This window comes from Pseudoalteromonas sp. 78C3, from assembly GCF_002836695.1.
GTDB classification, from domain to species: Bacteria; Pseudomonadota; Gammaproteobacteria; order Enterobacterales; family Alteromonadaceae; genus Pseudoalteromonas; species Pseudoalteromonas arctica.
The window spans coordinates 1-20,252 of sequence record NZ_PJAV01000158.1 but is presented as its reverse complement, the minus strand read 5'-3'; the positions used below and the strand labels follow the sequence as shown (position 1 = coordinate 20,252).

The 20,252-nt window shown below is 39.0% G+C and carries 15 protein-coding genes and 1 pseudogene; 7 read left to right on the top strand and 9 right to left on the bottom strand.

The window, feature by feature from the left end; all coding sequences use genetic code 11:
* Positions 1-13 precede the first annotated feature (13 nt).
* The 3 genes from CXF76_RS13880 (at position 14) to CXF76_RS13870 (ending at position 4,962) form a co-directional block, all read left to right on the top strand.
* Positions 14-439, top strand: coding sequence for a hypothetical protein (locus tag CXF76_RS13880; RefSeq protein WP_101163972.1), 426 nt, complete (start codon positions 14-16; stop codon positions 437-439).
* A 615-nt stretch (positions 440-1,054) separates the two neighbouring features.
* Complete coding sequence (locus tag CXF76_RS13875; RefSeq protein ID WP_007585660.1) at positions 1,055-3,505, top strand: TonB-dependent receptor; 2,451 nt, start codon at positions 1,055-1,057, stop codon at positions 3,503-3,505.
* Positions 3,506-3,609: 104 nt separating this feature from the next.
* The gene (locus CXF76_RS13870; RefSeq protein WP_007585662.1) at positions 3,610-4,962 is read left to right on the top strand and encodes a hypothetical protein; all 1,353 of its coding nucleotides are present in this window, start codon (positions 3,610-3,612) and stop codon (positions 4,960-4,962) included.
* Positions 4,963-5,011: 49 nt separating this feature from the next.
* Here the strand turns inward: CXF76_RS13870 and CXF76_RS13865 are convergent, their stop codons facing one another.
* The 8 genes from CXF76_RS13865 to CXF76_RS13830 all read right to left on the bottom strand — a co-directional run bounded on the left by CXF76_RS13865 (position 5,012) and on the right by CXF76_RS13830 (position 13,910).
* Entirely contained in the window at positions 5,012-5,266 is a 255-nt protein-coding gene (locus CXF76_RS13865) for a hypothetical protein (protein WP_007585664.1), read from the bottom strand.
* A 19-nt stretch (positions 5,267-5,285) separates the two neighbouring features.
* A complete protein-coding gene (locus tag CXF76_RS13860) occupies positions 5,286-6,122 on the bottom strand; it encodes a peptidoglycan binding protein CsiV (RefSeq protein WP_101163971.1) in 837 nt (278 codons plus the stop codon).
* Positions 6,122-9,595, bottom strand: a complete 3,474-nt coding sequence (gene mfd / locus CXF76_RS13855; protein ID WP_101163970.1) for a transcription-repair coupling factor — start codon at positions 9,593-9,595, stop codon at positions 6,122-6,124. Before mfd ends, CXF76_RS13860 begins: the two co-directional genes overlap by 1 nt.
* 59 nt (positions 9,596-9,654) lie before the next feature.
* Complete coding sequence (locus CXF76_RS13850) at positions 9,655-10,548, bottom strand: carbon-nitrogen hydrolase (protein ID WP_024590461.1); 894 nt, start codon at positions 10,546-10,548, stop codon at positions 9,655-9,657.
* The gene (locus CXF76_RS13845) at positions 10,545-11,600 is read right to left on the bottom strand and encodes an agmatine deiminase family protein (protein ID WP_101163969.1); all 1,056 of its coding nucleotides are present in this window, start codon (positions 11,598-11,600) and stop codon (positions 10,545-10,547) included. The genes CXF76_RS13850 and CXF76_RS13845 overlap by 4 nt, the downstream gene beginning before the upstream one ends.
* Before the next feature lie 57 nt (positions 11,601-11,657).
* On the bottom strand, positions 11,658-12,266 hold the full coding sequence (locus CXF76_RS13840) for a PilZ domain-containing protein (RefSeq protein ID WP_101163968.1): 609 nt from the start codon (positions 12,264-12,266) through the stop codon (positions 11,658-11,660).
* A gap of 226 nt (positions 12,267-12,492) precedes the next feature.
* Positions 12,493-13,260 (bottom strand): haloacid dehalogenase type II, encoded by a 768-nt coding sequence (locus CXF76_RS13835; RefSeq protein ID WP_024599132.1) that lies wholly within the window; start codon positions 13,258-13,260, stop codon positions 12,493-12,495.
* On the bottom strand, positions 13,260-13,910 hold the full coding sequence (locus CXF76_RS13830; protein WP_007585680.1) for a peroxiredoxin-like family protein: 651 nt from the start codon (positions 13,908-13,910) through the stop codon (positions 13,260-13,262). The genes CXF76_RS13835 and CXF76_RS13830 overlap by 1 nt, the downstream gene beginning before the upstream one ends.
* A 122-nt stretch (positions 13,911-14,032) precedes the next feature.
* Between CXF76_RS13830 and CXF76_RS13825 the strand changes: the two genes are divergently transcribed.
* Positions 14,033-14,920 carry a LysR family transcriptional regulator gene (locus CXF76_RS13825; protein ID WP_007585683.1) on the top strand — a complete coding sequence of 296 codons (888 nt, stop codon included), beginning with the start codon at positions 14,033-14,035 and terminating at the stop codon, positions 14,918-14,920.
* On the opposite strand, the pseudogene CXF76_RS13820 reads toward CXF76_RS13825, so the two are convergent.
* Positions 14,900-15,413: pseudogene (locus CXF76_RS13820) on the bottom strand (DUF2937 family protein). The gene CXF76_RS13825 and the pseudogene CXF76_RS13820 sit on opposite strands and share 21 nt — an antisense overlap.
* A gap of 108 nt (positions 15,414-15,521) precedes the next feature.
* On the opposite strand from CXF76_RS13820, the gene CXF76_RS13815 reads away from it, so the two are divergent.
* The 3 genes from CXF76_RS13815 to CXF76_RS13805 are packed head-to-tail and all read left to right on the top strand — an operon-like array spanning position 15,522 to position 20,209.
* Positions 15,522-16,088, top strand: coding sequence for an RNA polymerase sigma factor (locus tag CXF76_RS13815; RefSeq protein WP_007585687.1), 567 nt, complete (start codon positions 15,522-15,524; stop codon positions 16,086-16,088).
* A complete protein-coding gene (locus CXF76_RS13810) occupies positions 16,085-17,164 on the top strand; it encodes a FecR family protein (RefSeq protein WP_007585689.1) in 1,080 nt (359 codons plus the stop codon). The genes CXF76_RS13815 and CXF76_RS13810 overlap by 4 nt, the downstream gene beginning before the upstream one ends.
* Before the next feature lie 9 nt (positions 17,165-17,173).
* On the top strand, positions 17,174-20,209 hold the full coding sequence (locus tag CXF76_RS13805; RefSeq protein WP_101163967.1) for a TonB-dependent receptor plug domain-containing protein: 3,036 nt from the start codon (positions 17,174-17,176) through the stop codon (positions 20,207-20,209).
* The last annotated feature ends 43 nt before the right edge of the window (positions 20,210-20,252 follow it).

The window sequence follows — 20,252 nt, the reverse complement described above, 5'->3', positions numbered from 1 at the left end:
GTGCGAAATTGTTATGCTTATATATAGATTAAGTTTATTCACGGCGGTATTTTTTTTATTAACAGCATGTGATTTTTCCAAAAATACAGATGAAAATTTTCTAGAAAATGCCACATGCACAGCCAATTTGCCTTGTACTTTTTCAAATGATGTTAAAGTATGGTTAAGCGAGAAAACTCTTTCTCCCGAAACTCCATTTACTATTTTTAGTGATTTGCCAACAAACCTTACAATTGAAGATGCCAAGCTTAAAGGCATTACTATGTATATGGGTTACATTCCTCAGCAATTTAAAAAACATAATGGCCTGTGGCAGAGTAATACCATGGTTGGCATTTGTTCTGAGCAAAATATGCTCTGGAATTTAGAGCTAACAGTCAAAGATAATACAACCTCTTTAATACAAACACTAAATTACTCTTTTTATGTAACGTATTAGGCTTAATACCTAACTTTCATGCAATCCATTTACCATTAGCAATTTGCATTGTTATCCATACGATTATTTAAGCGAGAAGATCACTAAAACTGCTATTTGAATCAAGTAGCCAATATAAGTTTTTATAATATGAAACTAATTCAATAAAGACACAGTTTTAATTGTGGCTGAACAAAAAGTCTAATCAAAAAAACCGCAAAGTAGTCAGATAAAGCTATTTAAGCACCAAACATGCGTAAATTCGGTTAGTAATTAACATTTAGTTTTGCGGTTTTAATAATTTGCTGTGATTAACTTGTTAATTTATCTGAATTTGGTACACAATTCGATTAATTACATTGAATTACAAAGTTGACCAGTTTGGTTTCAACTGTGTTATTTAAGTATCTTAAATTGTTTATGCTATTGATATTTAAATGTATTTATTCGTTAACAATGAAACAAGTTGTAACGTATGTCCCCAAAAGAGTTGTTCTATTTTGTTGGTTGATAAAAAGCGTACTGGCGTTAAGTTTTCGTTCAGTTAAAAACGCCTAAGTTGCCCATCTGACTCACTATTCTTATAACAAGTGAGCATTACCAATAAAGGTAAACTTCAACAAGTAGGGTTCTTTCATGAAAAAATCAACTCTTGGCTTAGCTGTAATTGCAGCAATACCAATGTTCTCAAGTGTGCAAGTTTTAGCGGCTGACGAAGCAGCTACATCAATTGAAAAAATTCAGGTGACGGGCTCTCGTATTAACCGTACTGATATGGAAACAGCAAGCCCAATCACAGTTATCGGTGATGACTTCATTGCAAAAAGTGGTTTCACATCTGTTGCTGACATACTTTCTACTCAGCCATCAGCTGCTGGTATTAGCTTAGGCGCTTCAAGTAATAATGGTTCAGGTGGTTCTGCGACAGTTAACTTACGTGGTATGGGTTCGCAACGTACACTGGTATTATTAAATGGTCGTCGTATGGTTTCTTCAGGTACCGGCGCAGATTCTTCTGTTGATTTAAATACCATTCCTGTAGCAATGATCAAATCTATCGAAATCTTAAAAGACGGCGCGTCTGCAGTATATGGCTCTGATGCTATTGCTGGTGTTGTTAACATTATAACAAAGAAAGATTTTGAAGGTTCAGAGCTAAACGTTGAAGGAAGCCGCACTACAAAAGGTGATGGCAATAACTACGGTGTTAGTTTATTACACGGAATGAATATTGCCGATGGCAACTTAGTTGTTGGTGCTCAATACTCAAACCGCGGTGAAGTAATTCAGTCGGATCGTCGTTTTGTAGAGCCTGGCGAGTCTTCATTTATCCCTGAAGGAACACTGGGCGGCAGAACTTACCAGGGTAATGGTGTTTTTGCAGATAGAACTACTTCATACGACTTCACAACATCAAGCTATGCTCAAACACCTAATGAGCTATACAGCTTATTTACTAGTTTTGACAAAGAGCTAGACTCAGACACTACATTTAATGTTGATTTGATGTATACACGTCGTGAATCTAATCAACAACTTGCACCACAACCAGCAAGTATTGATTTAAGTACTTCTAGCTTGGATTCAACTTACACAGATAGCTTCCGTGACGCAGATACAGGCGATCTTGCTGACTCTTTAGAGTACAGAAGAAGAATGGTTGATGCTGGTCCTCGTATTTATGAGCAAGAAACTGACACTTACCGTGTATCTGTTGCATTACAAGGTTTATTAGATAACGATGCAAGCTGGGATGTAAGTGCAACTTACGGTCGTAATGACTCAAAAGATAAAGTTCAAAACTCAATTAATGCAAGTCGAGTTGAAGAAAGCATTTATGCAAACCAAGCTCTTTGGTTCAGCGGTGATTCTTTAGATCGTAGCTTATTAACATCTAACGATTCAATTTATACTGAGTCAAACGAAGGTGGTAACGAGCAATTTATTCTTTCAGCTGGTTACAGCGCAGTAACAGAAAGTGATATTGGTTACGCAATCGGTGTAGAAAACCGCTTTGAAAGTGGTTACTACACACCAGATCTAATTACTCAGCTTGGTGAGAGCACAGCTGCACAACAAGATCCAACTGAAGGTGATTTCTCAGTACAGTCTATCTACTTTGAAACATCTATGCCGGTATTAGAGACTGTTACCCTTGAAGGTGCTGCTCGCTACGATAACTACTCTACCTTTGGTGGCGAAACAACGTGGAAACTTGGTGCAACGTGGAATGTAACTGAAGAGTTTATGGTTCGTTCTGTATTAGCTACTGGCTTTAGAGCACCAAACGTATCAGAACTGTTTGGTGGTAACTCAGGTTCGTACGATTACCTAGCTGATCCATGGGGCAACGAACAAGATGCTCAAATACTTGTAAACTACACAAGTGATAACGATCTTAAAGCCGAAGAAAGTCGCTCTTTCACTTTTGGTATGGTTTGGGAAGTAGCTGACGGTTTATCAACAACTCTAGATTACTGGAAGTTTGATATTACTAATGCGATTACTCGCTTAGATGTTCAAAACGAAATGAATAGCTGTTTTGCAGGTGACTCAGAATCATGTTCATCAGTAAACATTACACAATCTGGTGACTTATCTAACCTAAGTTCAGCACTAACTAACGTAGGTTCTCAAGAAACGTCAGGTGTTGATTGGAATATTAGCTACTCTGCAGATAACTACCGTATAAACCTTGATACAACTTATTTAATTAAGTTTGAAGAAGATGACATTAATTACACCGGTACTATTGATGGCAACATCGGTGGTTACTCTAAAATAAAGTCTAACCTTTCAGTTAATTACGATCTAACTGATTCATTAAATATCCTTTATAACGCAAGATTCCTTCGTGGAATGGATGGTGACTACTACGGTGAAAACTTTAGTACTGACAACGTTATTTACCACGATATTTCAATGAGCTACAACTTGAATGATGCATTACGATTTACTGGTGGCATGAACAACATTTTCGATAAAGAGCCTGAGAAAGTATTAGGTGGTAACGATATGGGTACTGTTCCAGAAGTTTATGATGTAATTGGTTCACGTGTTTTTGCAAGTGTAAACTACAAGTTTTAACTAGCACATTAATCGTATTAAGGCTCAGTATTTACTGAGCCTTTTTTATTGAACAAAACAAAGGAGACAAGTACACTAAAAAGATATTTTAGAAGGAGAACTGATTGTTAAAACAAGATGAAAACTTATCTTTTGTCATTGAACCAGAGCTAACTCCTCGTTCTGAACAGCGCATAGATCTGTATTTTTCTATCCCTAATGAAATGGGGATTAATCCGCAAACGCTTACCGAAGAATCTTACTTTAATAACCACTTTAAATCACATTTAGCATACAACGCTAACAATATACACTTGCCATTAGTACGAAGCCGTTTTGTTAGTAAAAACAAAGGTGAGCAGCAAGATTACCGTCAAAACCTTAATTTATTTTGTTACCAAGTGCGTTTAGCCCTTGATGCCGACATTAAAGACGCGTTAAAAATTGATGAAGCAGAAGACTTTTATAAACGCGCTAACGAAGTATATGAACAAAGTGAAGGGCTTTTAAAAAAGCTGCGTCGCTACACACCAGATGACGAAAAACTACTTCCATTTTTTACCAATGCTGACAACTATTTAAGTTGGCATGTTGAGCAATCATTTTTAAAGCTTTTAGATGAAGGCCCACGTAGTAGCGATTATGCAAAAGAGCGTAACGATTTACTGCAGTTTTGTAAAAACGAAAATACGTACCGAGCAGAGAAAAGCTACAATTCTGAAACCACCATGCAAGACGCAAATCGAATAACAAATAAAATGCGCTTGTTACAACGTTTAATTGAGCATGGCGTTATATTACAGCGCCAAACGCGTTTTCTTAACAGCTACCTTAAACGATTAGTTAAAGGCACTGTAACAGCTGTTATCATGGCATTTGTGATGGTTGTGATACTTAATGCCCGCTCAACGTTTACTGAAGTCACCGCGACGCTTATTTTAATTTTGGGGGTCATTTACGGACTACGTGAAATATTTAAAGAAGACATTACACGTATGATCTGGCGAGCTATTGTACAAGGGCGACCTAAGTGGCGATTTAGTTTTAAAAATAGTATTACCAAAGACAAAATAGCGAGTCAGCTAATTTGGCTTGAATACACACGCTTTAAAAAAATACCTAAAGAAGTTAGATCTATTTTTTCAAAGCGTCGTCAGCAAAATAAACAAGCCGCGCAGTGGTTACACTTTGCAAGTGAGACACGTGTTAGTGCCAAAGAATTTTTACCCGGTTACGATACACTGCAACAAACACTGCAATTTAGTCTTGCACCATTTGCGCGTTATTTAAAGCGTGGTGAAGGGAAGTTATATCATTTAGATAGTAATAAAATTTCTAAGCAGGCGGTTGAACGGCGCTATCAATTAAACATGGTGCTTGTGCTAACTGAGGAAGATAGAACACTCTACCAACGCTATAAAATAACGTTAAATCGTAGTAAAATCGTTAATATTGAGCTTATCTACTCCAAAAAATGAATTTTAGTAATTAAAAAAGGGACTGATAAAATCAGTCCCTTTTTTAAATTTATTTATTAGCTAAACCATGTTTACTATATAAAGTTACTTTGTTTGATACTAGCGTGATCTCGATATTTTTTGCTTCGTCGCCCCACACACAATTAGTATGCAGTGTTTTTTCAACACAATTATCTGCACTTCCCAAAATGGTTTCAACTTCAGTCTTATCCATACCTACTTTGATTTTTTCGTAACTCTCAAGACTTACCTTAGAACAAGCCGCAAGGCTTAATGTAGCTGCGATGATAAGGAGTTTTTTCATTGTTATATCCTACTTAGTATTAATGTTTGAATTTTCTGATTTGGACGATCATGCCCATTCGTGGGTGGTCAAAGTAATGTACTTCACCACTTATTACACGTCTAAACTGAGAAAAGCGGGCTGACTCTATATCGCCATTTTCTAGTTTTTGGCTAATATCAAAATTAGCTGTAATGTATAAATAATGTCGTAAGTGTATTTTAAATAAACCGTCTAGTTCCCATTCTGCTTTTGATTGGTTTGGGTCGTTAAATAGTTCAGGTTGTGAATTTAATAAACTTATAAAATCAGGATTTGAATAGCTAGGGGTTACGTTGGAATCACTTTTAAGGTGTTTACCTGCTATTAAATGCATACTTGGAGCACGCGATTTACTTGCGCCTTCAAAGCGCCAGCCAGTATGTAGAATAGGTGTTAATCCTTTGCGATCTAGCTGTCGGTACTGCGCTTTAAATTGCAGTTGTTCTGGCGCTAATAAATAAGTTTGCTGCATATCATCTTTAGCAGGTGCTAGAGGTGTTATAGGTAGCTCATCGTAGCTTTGTAGGTAGTTTGTACTGTCACCGCATACACCCGATTGCGGGTTTGAATTAACTAATGAGTCGGTAAAAGAGCGTTTTTGAAAACGCTCATCACCATCTATACAGGCTTGCATTGCTTGCTCTGTATAAAGAGGGGTCATTAAATCTAGAGAGTTTTTATCCTCAATAGCTTTGTGCTTAAGTGTAAAATCTTCTTGCAAATACGGAGCAGGGCGCTGCTTAAATACAAGCACCTCAACCTCAAACCAGCGTTCTGCAAATGCAGTGCTGCTAAACAAGCAGCATAAAATAACTAGCGATTTTTTTAGCAACATTAATGGCTAACCTTTTTTTCGAAATCTGCAATCATTGCAGTGACCATTTTTAAGCGTTCGCGAGCGTTAGCTTCACTAATTGCAAAGCGCAGTTTATTTGCGCCATCCATTTTGTACACCTTAGGCGCACTTTGTATCAAACCAATGATGAAGCTAGGGTTAACCTTAGTATCTTGGCTAAACTCAAAGTAACCACCTTTTGGATTTGCCTCAATTTTTGTTATCCCTAAATTACTTGCCTGCATTTTTAATAGTTGTAGGCTAAATAGGTTTTTAGCGGCATCAGGCAGTAAACCAAAGCGGTCTATAAGTTCTACCTGTAGTTCATCCATATCATCAAGGTTAGCACAACTAGCAACTCGCTTGTACATACCTAGGCGTGCATTAACATCGTGTATGTAATCATCAGGTAATAGTGCAGCCAGTTTTAAATCTACTTCGGTTTGTTTTTTAAGTAGATTTTCAAGCGTTGGCTCTTTTCCTTCACGTAGCGCATTTACGGCTTGCTCAAGCATTTCCATGTACAAACTAAAGCCGATTGTTTGCATTTGACCTGATTGATCGTCGCCAAGTAACTCACCGGCGCCACGAATTTCTAAATCGTGTGTAGCAAGGGCAAAACCCGCGCCTAAATCTTCCAACGATTCGATTGCTTGTAAGCGTTTACTCGCGTCTTTAGAGAGTGCTTTAGGGTCACCTGTGAGTAAATAGGCATACGCTTGATGATGGCTTCGACCAACTCGTCCACGTAATTGGTGTAATTGCGCAAGGCCAAGTTTATCTGCTCTATCCATAATAATGGTGTTGGCTGTCGGTACATCGATACCGGTCTCGATAATCGTGGTACATACCAGCACGTTGTATTTTTGATGATAAAAGTCAGTCATTATTTGCTCAAGCTCTTGCTCGCGCATTTGACCATGGGCTGAGGTGACGCTTGCTTCAGGCACCCATTCACTAATTTCTTGCGCAACACGGTCAATAGTTTCCACATTGTTATGCAAAAAGTAAACTTGGCCACCACGTTTAATTTCACGCAGTACAGCTTCGCGTATTAGTTCTACATCGCGTTGGCGTACAAAGGTTTTTACCGCTAAACGTTTAGCCGGTGGCGTTGCGATTATTGATAAATCGCGCATTCCGCTCATGGCCATGTTAAGTGTACGCGGTATTGGCGTTGCAGTTAGTGTGAGTATGTCTACATCGGCACGCAGAGCTTTAATTTTCTCTTTTTGGCGAACACCAAAGCGATGCTCTTCATCAACAATGAGTAAGCCTAAATCGTTAAATTTAATGTCATGCTGAATAAGTTTATGTGTGCCAATAACTATATCGAGCTTACCGTTTGCCATTTTTTCAAGCGTGTCTTTTTGCTCTTTAGTGGAGTTAAAGCGCGAAAGTACACCAACTTCAATAGGAAAATCAGCAAAACGATCTTTAAAGTTTTCATAGTGCTGCTGAGCCAGCAAGGTGGTAGGCACTAAAATTGCCACTTGTTTATCATCGTTAACCGCTACAAAAGCAGCGCGCATGGCCACTTCTGTTTTACCAAAGCCTACGTCACCACACACTAAGCGGTCCATGGCTTGCTTTGATTGCATATCACCTAACACCGCTTCTATGGCGTTGCGCTGATCGTCAGTTTCTTCAAACGGGAAGCTATCGCTAAATTGGCGATATGCAGGGGCGTCTAGAGTAAACTTATTACCGGGTTTTGCTTGGCGCTGTGCATAAATGTCGAGTAATTCGGCTGCTACATCGCGAACTTTTTCAGCCGCACGTTTTTTTGCTTTTTCCCATGCATCTGAGCCAAGCTTATGCAGCGGGGCGCTAGCTTCTTCACCGCCAGAGTAACGGCTCAGCATATGCAATGCAGACACTGGCACGTAAAGTTTAGCTTCACTTGCGTAAGTAATCGTAACAAACTCAGTAATTACACCTGCGGCATCAATTGTTTGCAAACCTTGGTAACGGCCAACACCATGATCGAGATGCACAACAGGTTGGCCTTCTTTAAGCTCAGCTAAATTACGGATTAGCGCATCTTGGCTGGCTTCGTACTTGTGCTTGCGGCGTCTGCGTTGAGATACTTTAATACCTAGCAGTTCTTGCTCGGTAATAATAGAAAGGCTTGGTTTAGTACCAAGTACTACACTTTGTTCAAGCGGGCTTACTATTAAACCTACATCACTCGCGCTTTTTGTAAATTGTTCGAGTGTTTCAAATTCTTTAAATTTTAAACCGCTTGGTTTTAGAATGCTCAGTAATGATTCGCGACGACCATCGGATTCAACACTGAGTAATATGCGGCCTTTTTTCTTTTTTTGCTCTGCTACATAATTTATAAACGCGGCATAAGGTTCATGCTGCTTATGATCAATTCGAATAGCAGGCAGCTCGCTAACGCTTAAGTTTTTATTGCCCGCTTTAGTACCAAGCTTTGCAAGGGATAAACGAATACGTGCAAAATTGCCTAAATTAGAAAACAGCTCTTCAATAGGCTGATAAAGCGCATTGGGTTCAAGTAATGGACGAAGTGGGTCAACTCTGCGATTTTCATAGCGTACATTTACATCGTGCCAAAAGTTATCTGCCGCGTGCTCTAAATCACCCAGCTGCATAACGGTAGTTGTATCTGGCAGGTAGTCAAAAATAGTCGCTAGCTTTTCAAAAAACAACGGCATGTAGTATTCAATACCTGCAGGCCAGTTACCTTTGCTTACTTGCATGTATACTGAATCTTGCTGCGAGCTTGCGCCAAACTTTTCACGGTAGCTTATTCTAAAACGTTCAATATCAGCGTCGTTAGTAGGAAATTCATGCGCTGGAAGTAGCTCAATTTTATCTACTTTTTCATCAGAGCGCTGTGTTTCTACATCAAATAAGCGAATTGTATCGAGTTCGTCATCAAAAAAGTCGAGTCTAAATGGGTGCGGGTTACCCATTGGATATAAGTCAACGATAGAGCCGCGTATAGCGTATTCGCCGTGCTCCATTACTTGTTGAACATTTAAATAACCAGCTTGCTCTAAGTTGTCACGAAAGTTATGTGTGTCTAGCTTGTCGCCCACTTTAAAGTTTATTGTTGAACCGTAAATAAACGAGGCCGGGGCTGTGCGCAACATTAAGGTAGATACAGGCACAATTAACACACTTTGTTGTTCTTTTTTTAAGGTGTTTAAAGTGGCTAAACGGGCTGAAATAATATCTTGATGGGGAGAAAAGTGATCGTATGGCAGAGTTTCCCAATCAGGAAATACCATTACTGGGTTATCGGGTAATAAATATTCTAATTCTGTTTCAAGGCGTAGTGCGCTTGGTGTATCAGGAGTAACAATCAAGACTAAGTTGTCTTGTTGTTTAACGCCTTCAGCAATGGCAATACTTAAACCACTTCCGCTTAGCTGGCCCCATTGAATTTTATCTTTTTGAGATTTTACCCAAGGCAAGGCTGCCCATTGCTCAAACGCCATTTATTACTCCATTTATAGTTGGCTCTTAGCAAGTAAGAGCCATCTTGAGTTAAGATTTCTTAGTCTCGGTATATTTTTGTTAGGTCTTTATAGTGATCAATTCTACGGTCACGCAAGAACGGCCAGATACGTCTTACGTTTTCTGAGCGTTTTTGATCAATATCTACCACTAAAATTTGCTCATCAGTATTATTAGCCTCTGCTAATAATTCACCTTGTGGGCCTGCAATGAACGAATTTCCCCAAAACGCAATGCCATCGCTTTGCGCACTTGGGTCACTTTCATGGCCGACACGGTTACAGCTAATTACTGGTACACCATTGGCAACAGCATGGGCACGCTGACTAATAACCCACGCATCTTTTTGACGAGTTTGCTCAGCAATGTCGTCGTTAGGATCCCAACCAATAGCGGTTGGGTAAATTAACACTTCAGCGCCTGCCATTGCCATTAAGCGGGCAGCTTCAGGAAACCATTGATCCCAACATACTAGCACGCCTAATTTACCCACCGAGGTTTGAATAGGCTCAAAACCGATATCACCTGGGGTAAAGTAAAATTTTTCGTAAAAACCTGGGTCATCAGGAATATGCATTTTACGGTATTTACCTGCAATACTGCCATCTTGTTCTAATACAACTGCGGTGTTGTGATAAAGGCCCGTAGCGCGTTTTTCAAATAAAGAGGCCACAATAACAATGCTTAACTCTTTAGCAAGCTCACCTAAGGCGTTACTGCTAGGGCCTGGAATGGTTTCGGCTAAATCAAATACGTCAACATTTTCGGTTTGGCAAAAATAGAGGCTTCGGTGTAGCTCTTGAAGTACAACCAGTTTTGCACCTTTTTGAGCGGCTTCACGAATGGCACTCATTGATTTTGCCATATTGTGCTGAGCGTTATCGGTATTGCTTTGTTGCACTAACGCAACGGTTAATTTTGCAGGGCTTGTCATTGTGCTGCTCCAGCTAAAAATCCACGAGGTAATTGCATTGTAATACAGTGCAGGCTGCCAAATTGTTCAATAATTGGTTGGCAATTTACGCCAATAATAGTGTGTTGTGGGTATGCTTTTTGAACTTGTGCTAGAGCACGTTCATCATTGGCATCATTATACGTTGGTACAAGCACAGCATTATTAATAATTAAGTAGTTAGCGTAGGTAGCCGGTAGGCGTGTTTGCTCATCGTCATAAGCGGCTTTTGGCCACGGTAACTCAATTAAGTTATATGGGGTGTTATCGGCAGTTTTAAAGGTTTTTAGTTGTTTTTCCATTGCATCAAGTGCGCTAAAGTGCTCATCAGTTTTATCGTCACACTGCACATATACAAGGGTATTATTTGGAGCAAAGCGCACTAAAGTATCAATGTGGCTGTCGGTGTCATCGCCGGCTAAATAGCCATGATCAACCCATAAAAAACGTGTTGCGCCCAAGTGCTCTTTTAAAAGTACTTCTATGTCAGCAGGGTTTAAATCTGGGTTACGGTTTTTGTTAAGCAAACATTCGCTGGTTGTTAGTAACACACCATGCTCGTTTATTTCAATACCGCCACCTTCAAGTACCATATCGAGCGCTTGATATTGGTTGTTTGTGCTACTTAGCTCTTTTACCAAAGTACGATTAATTTGATTGTCTAATGCGCTTTCAAACTTATTGCCCCAACCATTAAAAGTAAAATCATATACTTTTAATTGCATTGGTGAATCAATAGCGGCGCAAGTAAGCGGACCATGATCGCGCGCCCAGGTATCGTTAGTAGGCGTTACTACAAAATGAACACGATTAAGAGAGACGTTAGCACTATTTAGTAATGCTGTAATATGCACTTTTAAGGCACTGTTATGCGCTACAATAACAAGCTGTTGCTGCGTTGTTATGTGTTTAGCAAGTTCAATATATACAGGTTCTACACGCGCTAAGTTGTCGGCCCAATCGGTGTCTTTGTGAGGCCATGTAAGCATAACAGCGTCTTGCTCGGCCCATTCTGGTAAAAGTCTAAAGTTCATGAATTTTATATACTAATTAAGATGACGCTAGTTTAGCATTTTACATAAAGATGTCAGCTAATTATCACTGTTTAGGTCGGCTTGGTTTTGATCAAGTTCTTGACGTTTTTTAAGTTGGCGGGTTTGAGCATGTAAACTTGCTCTAACAATAAGTTCTTGGTCAGTGGTTCTAATTGCGGTAAAGAGTAGGGTGTATTGGTAATGTTCGCTATCTTGTTTTTCTACTGCCACAACTTCGGTGTAACAATAAACCGCAGAGGCTTCGTGGTGCAAAAACAGTTTTGTTCTAAACGCTTGGCCAATTGAGTGTGCTTCGGGTGATGTAAAGCGAATACCGCCACCGCCGTAGCTATCACATTGTATTGCATTATCTTGGGCTTTTTCTGAGGCCAAAATATGGCTCATTATTAAATCTATTTTACGTGACTGCGCTTGTAAAAATGTAGCTAGCTCTTGTGCTATATCGCCCAAGTTACGCAGTGGTCGTAACGAGCTTTGCTCAAGTTCACTTACTTCATTTGCTAATCTAAATAGTGGGGGGATATCGTCTTCTAGCTCAAGCTGCGATTTAGGAACTTGTCCGTTCGATACGGCGAATAAATTCACTCTTATACTTTCATTAATTTGAAAGTACTGCTCAAACTCACCTAATCTTTCACTATTCATTATGTTCTCCACCACGTATTTATTTAATAGTAGCGTTGTGAGTACTAAATTGCTAGCAGATAAAGTAACTCATAGCGGGCTAAATGCTTTGTTTACATTCAATTTTTTAACATGTTTTTTATGAAAATAAATACACTAAAATTCTAAATTATTAGGGTTAGGTATAAAAAAGCGGCCAATGTCATCCTAACATTGGCCGCTTGGGTATTGATTCATCAGCGCATACTTATTTAAGTAGAGCGGCTAATTCATGTAAATCTTTCACAACGTGGTCTGGTTTTTTAGCTAATGGGTAAAGTGCTTTACCTGGGCGTGCAATGAAAGTGGTTTGTAAGCCTGCTTCTTTTGCGCCAGCAACATCCCAGCCATGGGCTGCAACCATCATAGCTTCATTTGGTGCTACATTTAGCTTTTTAAGTACCCATTCATAAGCACGTAAGTCTGGTTTGTAAATTTTAATATCTTCAATGCTGTAACGTGCATCAAAGTAAGACATTAAACCAGCGCTTTCAAACTGTGCCTTTACACCTTTGTTTGAAGAATTTGTAAGGCTTACTAACTTATAGCCCTGAGCTCTAAGTTTTGCCAGTCCTTCTTTAACATCGCTGTGTGGAGGAAGCGTTAAAAGAGGCGTAACAATAGCTGTTTTAGCTTGTTCACTAGTAATATCAATATTGTTATTTTGAGCAACCATAAGAAGTGATGCCACCCCAATTTGCCCAAAGTCGTGATAACTACCGCTTACTGTATCTACTAATGAATGGTGCAGCATAGTCGAAAACCAAAGTGGTAATAAATCTTCACGCCCGCCTAGTGCTTTACCAATAGAGGTACGCATTGACGTTAAATCAAGTAGGGTTTCGTTTACATCAAAAATAAGCACTTTGGGCTTTGCTTGTTCTTTTGGTTCATCAGCGACTGCATAACCAGATACAAGGCTTGTGCCTACAAGTAGTGAAAGAGTAAGTGTTTTTAACGATTTTAAAATAGACATTAGTTATTCTCCGATTCAAGTGCTGCCATAATATCAGTAGGTTCTGCGCGTAGGGTGTAGTCTTCGTTTAAAAATGCGTATGTAATAACACCTTCTTGGTTTATCACATAAGTAGCCGGTAGCGGCAATTTAAAGCTTTTATCGCCGTAGTAGTGTTCAAAATCAATACCAAATTGTGTGTATAACGCTTGAATACGCTCATCAAGTGTAAACAATAAACCAAATTGCTCAGCTACTTTATTACTAACATCTGAAAGCACGTCAAACTCAAGATCGTTTTTTTGTGCAGTTGAGAGAGTTTCATCAGGCAGTTGTGGTGATATTGCGACTAACTGAGCATTTTGAGTTTTAAATTGCGGTAAGTAGTCATTAAGTGCTTTTAGCTCTAAATTACAATATGGGCACCAGCCACCACGATAAAAGCTAATAATTACCGGGCCTTTTTTTAATAAATCCGCAAGCTCAATGTTTTCGCCGTTATGGTTGGCTAGGCTGAAGTTTTCTACCTTTTGACCAATTTGCAACGCATTGTCTTTAATATGCTGTGCAATAAGCTCTTCGTTTGTAGTGTTCATTAATGCTAAAACGTCAGCCGGTAACTTGGCATCTTTTTGTACGTTATAGGCATCTATTTGCGCTTTTAAACTCATGATTGAACCTCAATAATTAGACTATTTGCAATTATAGTGTTTTACATATTTAAATAAACATTGCAAAACTGAAAGCTTCATTCGAAAATGTTAAACATTGAAAAGTGCACAATGGCATCTTTATGTATAATTTAAGCGACCTAGAAACATTTATAGCAGTAGTTGAAAATAAAGGGGTGCTTGCTGCTGCGCGCGAGCAGCGTTTATCGCCTGCAACGGTAAGCCATCGCTTAAGTAAATTAGAACGTGAGCTTGCAACAGTACTTGTTTTTAGAGATAGCCGACGAGTACGGTTATCTCCCGCAGGTGAAATATTTTATACGCGAGTTGGCGCTATAATGGAGGCGCTGCACGACGCTGAGCATAGTATTGGTGCGCGTAGTTCATCTGTGAGTGGTTTATTACGCGTGACTATGCCCCCTTGGATTTTTTCAAAATACGTAATGCCAAGACTTAATGAGTTAGAGCAGGCCTATCCTGAACTAAAACTTGATTTTTTAATTACTGATCATTTTGTAAATGTGGTTGATGACGCACAAGATGTGGCAATTCGTGTAGGACAATTAAATGATTCCGGTTTACTGTCACGAAAAATAGTAAACAACAAACGTATACTTTGCGCAGCTCCTAGCTACATAAAAAAATATGGCATGCCTAAAAGCTTAGCTCAATTGAGCGAACACTATTGGGTTTGCCTGCCGTGGCAGCGCCAATTAAAGCTTTTTGATGAACAAGGTAAAACACATACTTTTAATGCAAGAACACGCTTTACTATTTCTAATTCCGATAATATGACTCAAGCAGCCATTGCAGGTCATGGCATTGCAATTAAATCAATGATAGCTATTCATGAAGATATTAAAAATGGCATTTTAGTTGAAGTTATGCCCGGTGTCATGGCACAAGATGATGCACCAGTTTGGTTTTTGCGTCCGCAAAATAGCTTAACTACCCGCAAAACCGATGTATTTTATGACTTTATGAAATCACTATTTTTGAGCTGCGAATAAGCGTTTAAATGAGCGTTTTACTCCAGTTAAAAACAAATAACCAGTAAGTTCGGCAAGTAAGGCAACTATAATAGCTGCAACAATGGCGGCTATAATAGAGTCTTTTTTTAAAATGATTTGACCTTCGAAGCGTTGCCACACTTGTTGCTTTACATCACTCATGCCACTGATCATAGTAAAAATATATGGAGATTGCGCAAACCTATTTACAGCGATTTGTAAGTCTTGTTGTCGTGTGTAAAGTGTACTGATATTACTTGCACCTTTATTCACAATCCCATCATCAATATTTTTATAGTGTTTAATTAGCTTATTTAAATCATTATTAAAATACTTAGCTGCATCGCTTTTAAAAGGCGCAATAGCATTATTAGCTTCAATTAATTGGGCTGATAATGCTTGGCCAAAATCGCTTACAAATGCAGGAATTTGCACTCCGTAGTAAACCGAATGCAAAGAAACTAAGCCGGATGTAATCTAAAAATTTACTCATTTATCTTTCTATCCATTTAAATAACCCAGAATTAACATTTGAGCTTGTTTTTATATCAAAAACTCGTAACCTGTCGGTAATAAAAATAACAACAGGTGGATGTTAAGGATGACGAAAAAAGTAAAATTCACGTCAACATTTGTTGATATATCTAAACAGCTCAAACGTTTTGTATCGCGCATTGTTCAACCCGACGATGTAGAAGATATTGTGCAAGAAACCTTTGTAAAAAGCTACGAAGCTGATTTAAAGCAAGATATACAGTTTACCCGCAGTTACATGCTTAAAACAGCAAAACACTTAGCACTTAACCATATAGCTAAGTGGGACAACAAATTTAATGATTCGTTAGAAAACGATAACGAATTACCGGTATTACTCAAATCAATGAAGCTTGAGGATGAATACACATCTAAAGAGCGCTTTTTACTTTTTTGTAGAGCTACTGAGCAACTAAGCTCATCGATTCGTAAATGCTTTATATTAAAAAAAGTTTACGGCATGAGCCAAAAAGAGATCGCAGACCAAATGCAGTTAAGCCAAAGCACTGTTGAAAAACACATTGCCAAAGGGTTGTTACAAACCATGTCGTACATGCGTGAACATGAGCAAAGCCCTCAAACAAACCCTAAAGCTCAAGCACACCCTATCTCAGTTAAGAGGGTCGCAGAATGAGTAATGTTCATCAATTTAATTCAAAGGATTTAATTTTAGAAAAGTCATGTGATTGGATAAGCGCGATTGATCGTGGTTTAACTGATGATGAAAAAGAGCAATTTAAATTATGGATGATGCAAAGCATCGCCCATCAAGACTCTATATACGAGCTTGCTCAGCTTTGGGATGAGCTTTCGGTATTAAATGAATTAAGTCATTTATTTCCTCAGCGTAACAATACTAAAGCATCAAAAAATAAGTGGATGTTTTCTTACTCAATTGCAGCGAGTTTATTTGCAGCACTAATGGTATGCAGCTACTTATTAATTAATTTAGAAAATGGCTATAACCAAGAGCTTGCAAAAGTTAATTACACTAAAATTTACAAAACAAAAGTAGGCGAGCAAGCAACGTATGTGTTGCCAGATGGCACCATAGTGCAGCTTAATACTAATAGCTTGCTAGAAGTTGCTTATAGCAAAGGCCGCAGGCAGTTATTACTTAGTCGTGGAGAAGGGCGTTTTAATGTAGCAAAAGATGCCACGCGTCCGTTTAGTGTTATGGCCGGCGACAAAAGCTTTACCGCACTCGGTACCGTGTTTAATGTACAGCGTAATACCTCATCAGATTTAGAGCTTGTTGTTACCGAAGGCAAAGTGATGATCACCGACCCTAGTGTAGCGGTTGATGCAAATGACTTTAAAGATTATCAGCTTGCAGATAACAGCACGCAAAAAATTCGTCAAATTAATGCCAATATTGTTACCTCAGGCGAAAAAGTAATTATAGAGCAGAGTGTTACAAAGCCAATTACCCAGCTTTCAATGAACGACGTACAACGCGATTTGGCATGGCAAAATGGCATGCTTATTTTTAATGGAGAAGAGCTAAGCGATGCTTTAAATGAAGTAAGTCGCTATACCGCCACACGTTTTGAGCTTTCATCAGCCGAGCTTGCCAGTATTAAAGTAGCTGGGGTATTTAAAGCGGGTGACGTTGAAGGTTTACTTGAGAGTTTACAAACTAATTTTTCGATTGATCATGAGCGTTTAGGTGAGCATGTAGTAACGCTAAAACACCATACAGAATCATAAGTAGACGTTATGCAAATCAAACTAATGTTAGATAAAGTTGCATCAATAAAGATTGAACGTAAAAAAAACATTAAAAAAAAGAAACAAAACCATAGAGGATTTTTGTTTGTCAGCTGTTTATATAAGTTGCGCAGTAACCAAACGCATTTATTGAGTGGATTTAGTGTGCTTGTACCGGCTATTTTTAGCTTGAGTGTGCAAGCAGCAACTCAAACCACTGGGCAAATGGTGCAATTTGATATAAAAGCGCAGCGAGCAGACAAAGCCTTAATTGAATATGCTAAACAAACAGAGCAAACCGTGGTGTTTTCTTATGAGTTGGCAAAGCAGTATGACGCAAATTCAGTTTATGGATTTTACACTCAGCTAGATGCTCTAGAGGCATTATTAGGTGGGACTGAGCTCGATGCGGTTGTTGATCAAAATGGTTTACTGAGTATAAAACTCAAACAAATCAACAGGAATGATAACAACATGATGAAGCTTTCAGCGGTCAGTGCAGCAGTATTACCAGCTTTACTTGCAGTAAATTCGCAAGGTGTAAACGCAGCAGAAGAAGTCGCTCAAGAAAAAATTGAAAAAATTGCTATTGTCGGTAGCCGTGTAGCAGGACGTTCAGTTGAAGATTTACCCGTTCCAGTAGATATCTTAAGTGCAGAAGCGCTTGAAAATACAGGCCAAACAGAAGTTGGTCGTATGCTACAGTCTATCGCCCCTTCATTTAACTTTTCAAGCTCTGCAATTAGTGACGGTACTGATGCTTTAAGACCTGCGACACTTCGCGGTTTGGGCCCCGATCAAACATTGGTTTTAATTAACGGCAAACGTCGTCACCAAGCAAGTATTATTCATATTAATGGCTCTGTTGGGCGTGGTACCGCAGGTACTGACATGAATGCAATTCCAGCCTCTGCAATTAAACGCATTGAAGTATTACGTGATGGCGCTGCTGCTCAGTATGGTTCTGATGCAATTGCAGGTGTTATTAATATTGTGCTTAAAGATGGTAGCGAAGGTGGCAAAGCGGCTATTAACTACGGTCAATATTCTGAAGGCGATGGCGAAACCATTAACCTTGATTTTAATAAAGGCTTTGCGCTAGGTGATGACGGTTATTTAAATACAACGATTAATTACCGTGACCGTGCACCGACTAACCGTGCAGGTTTACATGGCTCTTGTCAGTTTTATGGTTGTACAGAACTAAGTGACGGCACTTTACTTGCTGGCGATCCGCGTGAGCTGACAGCCGATCGTGATACATTCAGAATTGGTGATGCTGATTCTCAGCAGTTTGGTTTAACAATTAATACCGGTTACGAGTTAGGTGATGGCGAGCTTTACGGCTTTATTACTTACTCAACACGTGAAAATGAGTCGGCTGCATTTTTCCGTCATAATGCAAATGCAGGTGGTAACCCAGTACTACAAGATAATGATGCGACGATTCCGCTAGGTTTCTTACCAAAAATTAATACAACTATCGACGATATCTCGTACAACTTTGGTTATAAAACTGAGTTTGATAACGATGCAAGCCTTGATTTATCATACACCTATGGTGAAAACAGCATTGATTACACGACAAGTGACACTATCAATGCCTCATACGCTAACTTTTTACGTTATGACCAAGGTTTAAGTGCTGCTGATATTCGTACAACAATCCCACGTGAAGCGTACGCTTACGGCATGGAATTATCACTGCAAACAATCAATATTGATTTTACGCAAAACTTTGATGATTATTCTTTAGCAATGGGCGCTGAAATCCGTACTGACGAATATCGCATTTTAGAAGGTAATGAGTACGCATACCGCGATTACGATACAACCAACGGTGTAAGTATTTACAACGGCTTAAGTGGTGGTGTTGGTTCTGAAAATGCATCAGGTGGTTCACAAGGTTTTGGTGGTTCAGCTCCTGCGTCATCAGTTGATGAATCGCGTGATGTAATTTCATTTTACATAGATGCAGAAGCTTATGTGATTGAAGATGTAATTTTATCGGGTGCACTTCGCTACGATAACTACAAAGGCTTCGGTGATACAGTAAACTTTAAGCTTGCTGGTAACTGGTCTGTAACCGACGATATTTCACTACGTGGTGCATTAAGCTCAGGTTTTAGAGCGCCTTCTATGCAACAGCTTTACTTTAATAACGTAAGTACGCAATTTGTTGTTGGTACTAATGGTAATTTAGTTGCAGAAGAGGTTGGTACATTTAGAAATGATTCAACACTTGCGCAAAGCTTAGGTATTCCAAAGCTTAAAGAAGAAAAATCACAAAACCGTAGTTTAGGTATTGTATATAACGTTACAGATAATATTAATGTAACCGTTGATTACTACTCAATTGATATTGACGACCGTATTGTAATTAGTGACCGCTTAGGTAAAGGTTTATCTACAAGCCTTGATGCTGCACTAAATAGTGCGGGTGCTGGCGTAGGTCAGTTCTTCTTAAATGGTGCTGATACAGAAACTCGTGGTGTTGATTTTGTAGCAACGTGGAACACTGAAGGTTTAGGCGGCACGCTTGATTTTACACTTGCAGCTAACTTTACTAAAACAGATGTTGTATCGTTATTTTCGCCTGCTGGCTCAAGCCTTGAGACAGTAAACGTAGAAGATATATTTTCAGCTGAAGACATCTCTATTATTGAAGAGTGGCAACCAGAGGATCGTATTAACTTAAGTGCACTTTATCAACGTGATGATTGGACAGTTAACCTGTCACTTAATCGCTTTGGTGAGTACACAGTAGAAGATGGTGGTCGTCAAACGTATGGCGCAGAAATTTTAACTGACGTTAAAGTTAACTACTTCGTTACTGAAGATTTGTCGGTAAACATTGGTGCAAATAACTTGTTCGATGTTTACCCAGATAAAAATGAAATAGGTAACTCTCGCTCAGGTACTATTGTGGATGCTAGTGGCAACACAGTAATAAGTAGCTCAGGTGTGTTTGACTACTCACGTCGTTCTGCTCCATTTGGATTTAACGGTGCTTACTACTACATAGGCGCAGAATACCGTTTTTAATTAATAACCTCCCTTTCGTTATTTAACTCAAAGGGCCGTAAGG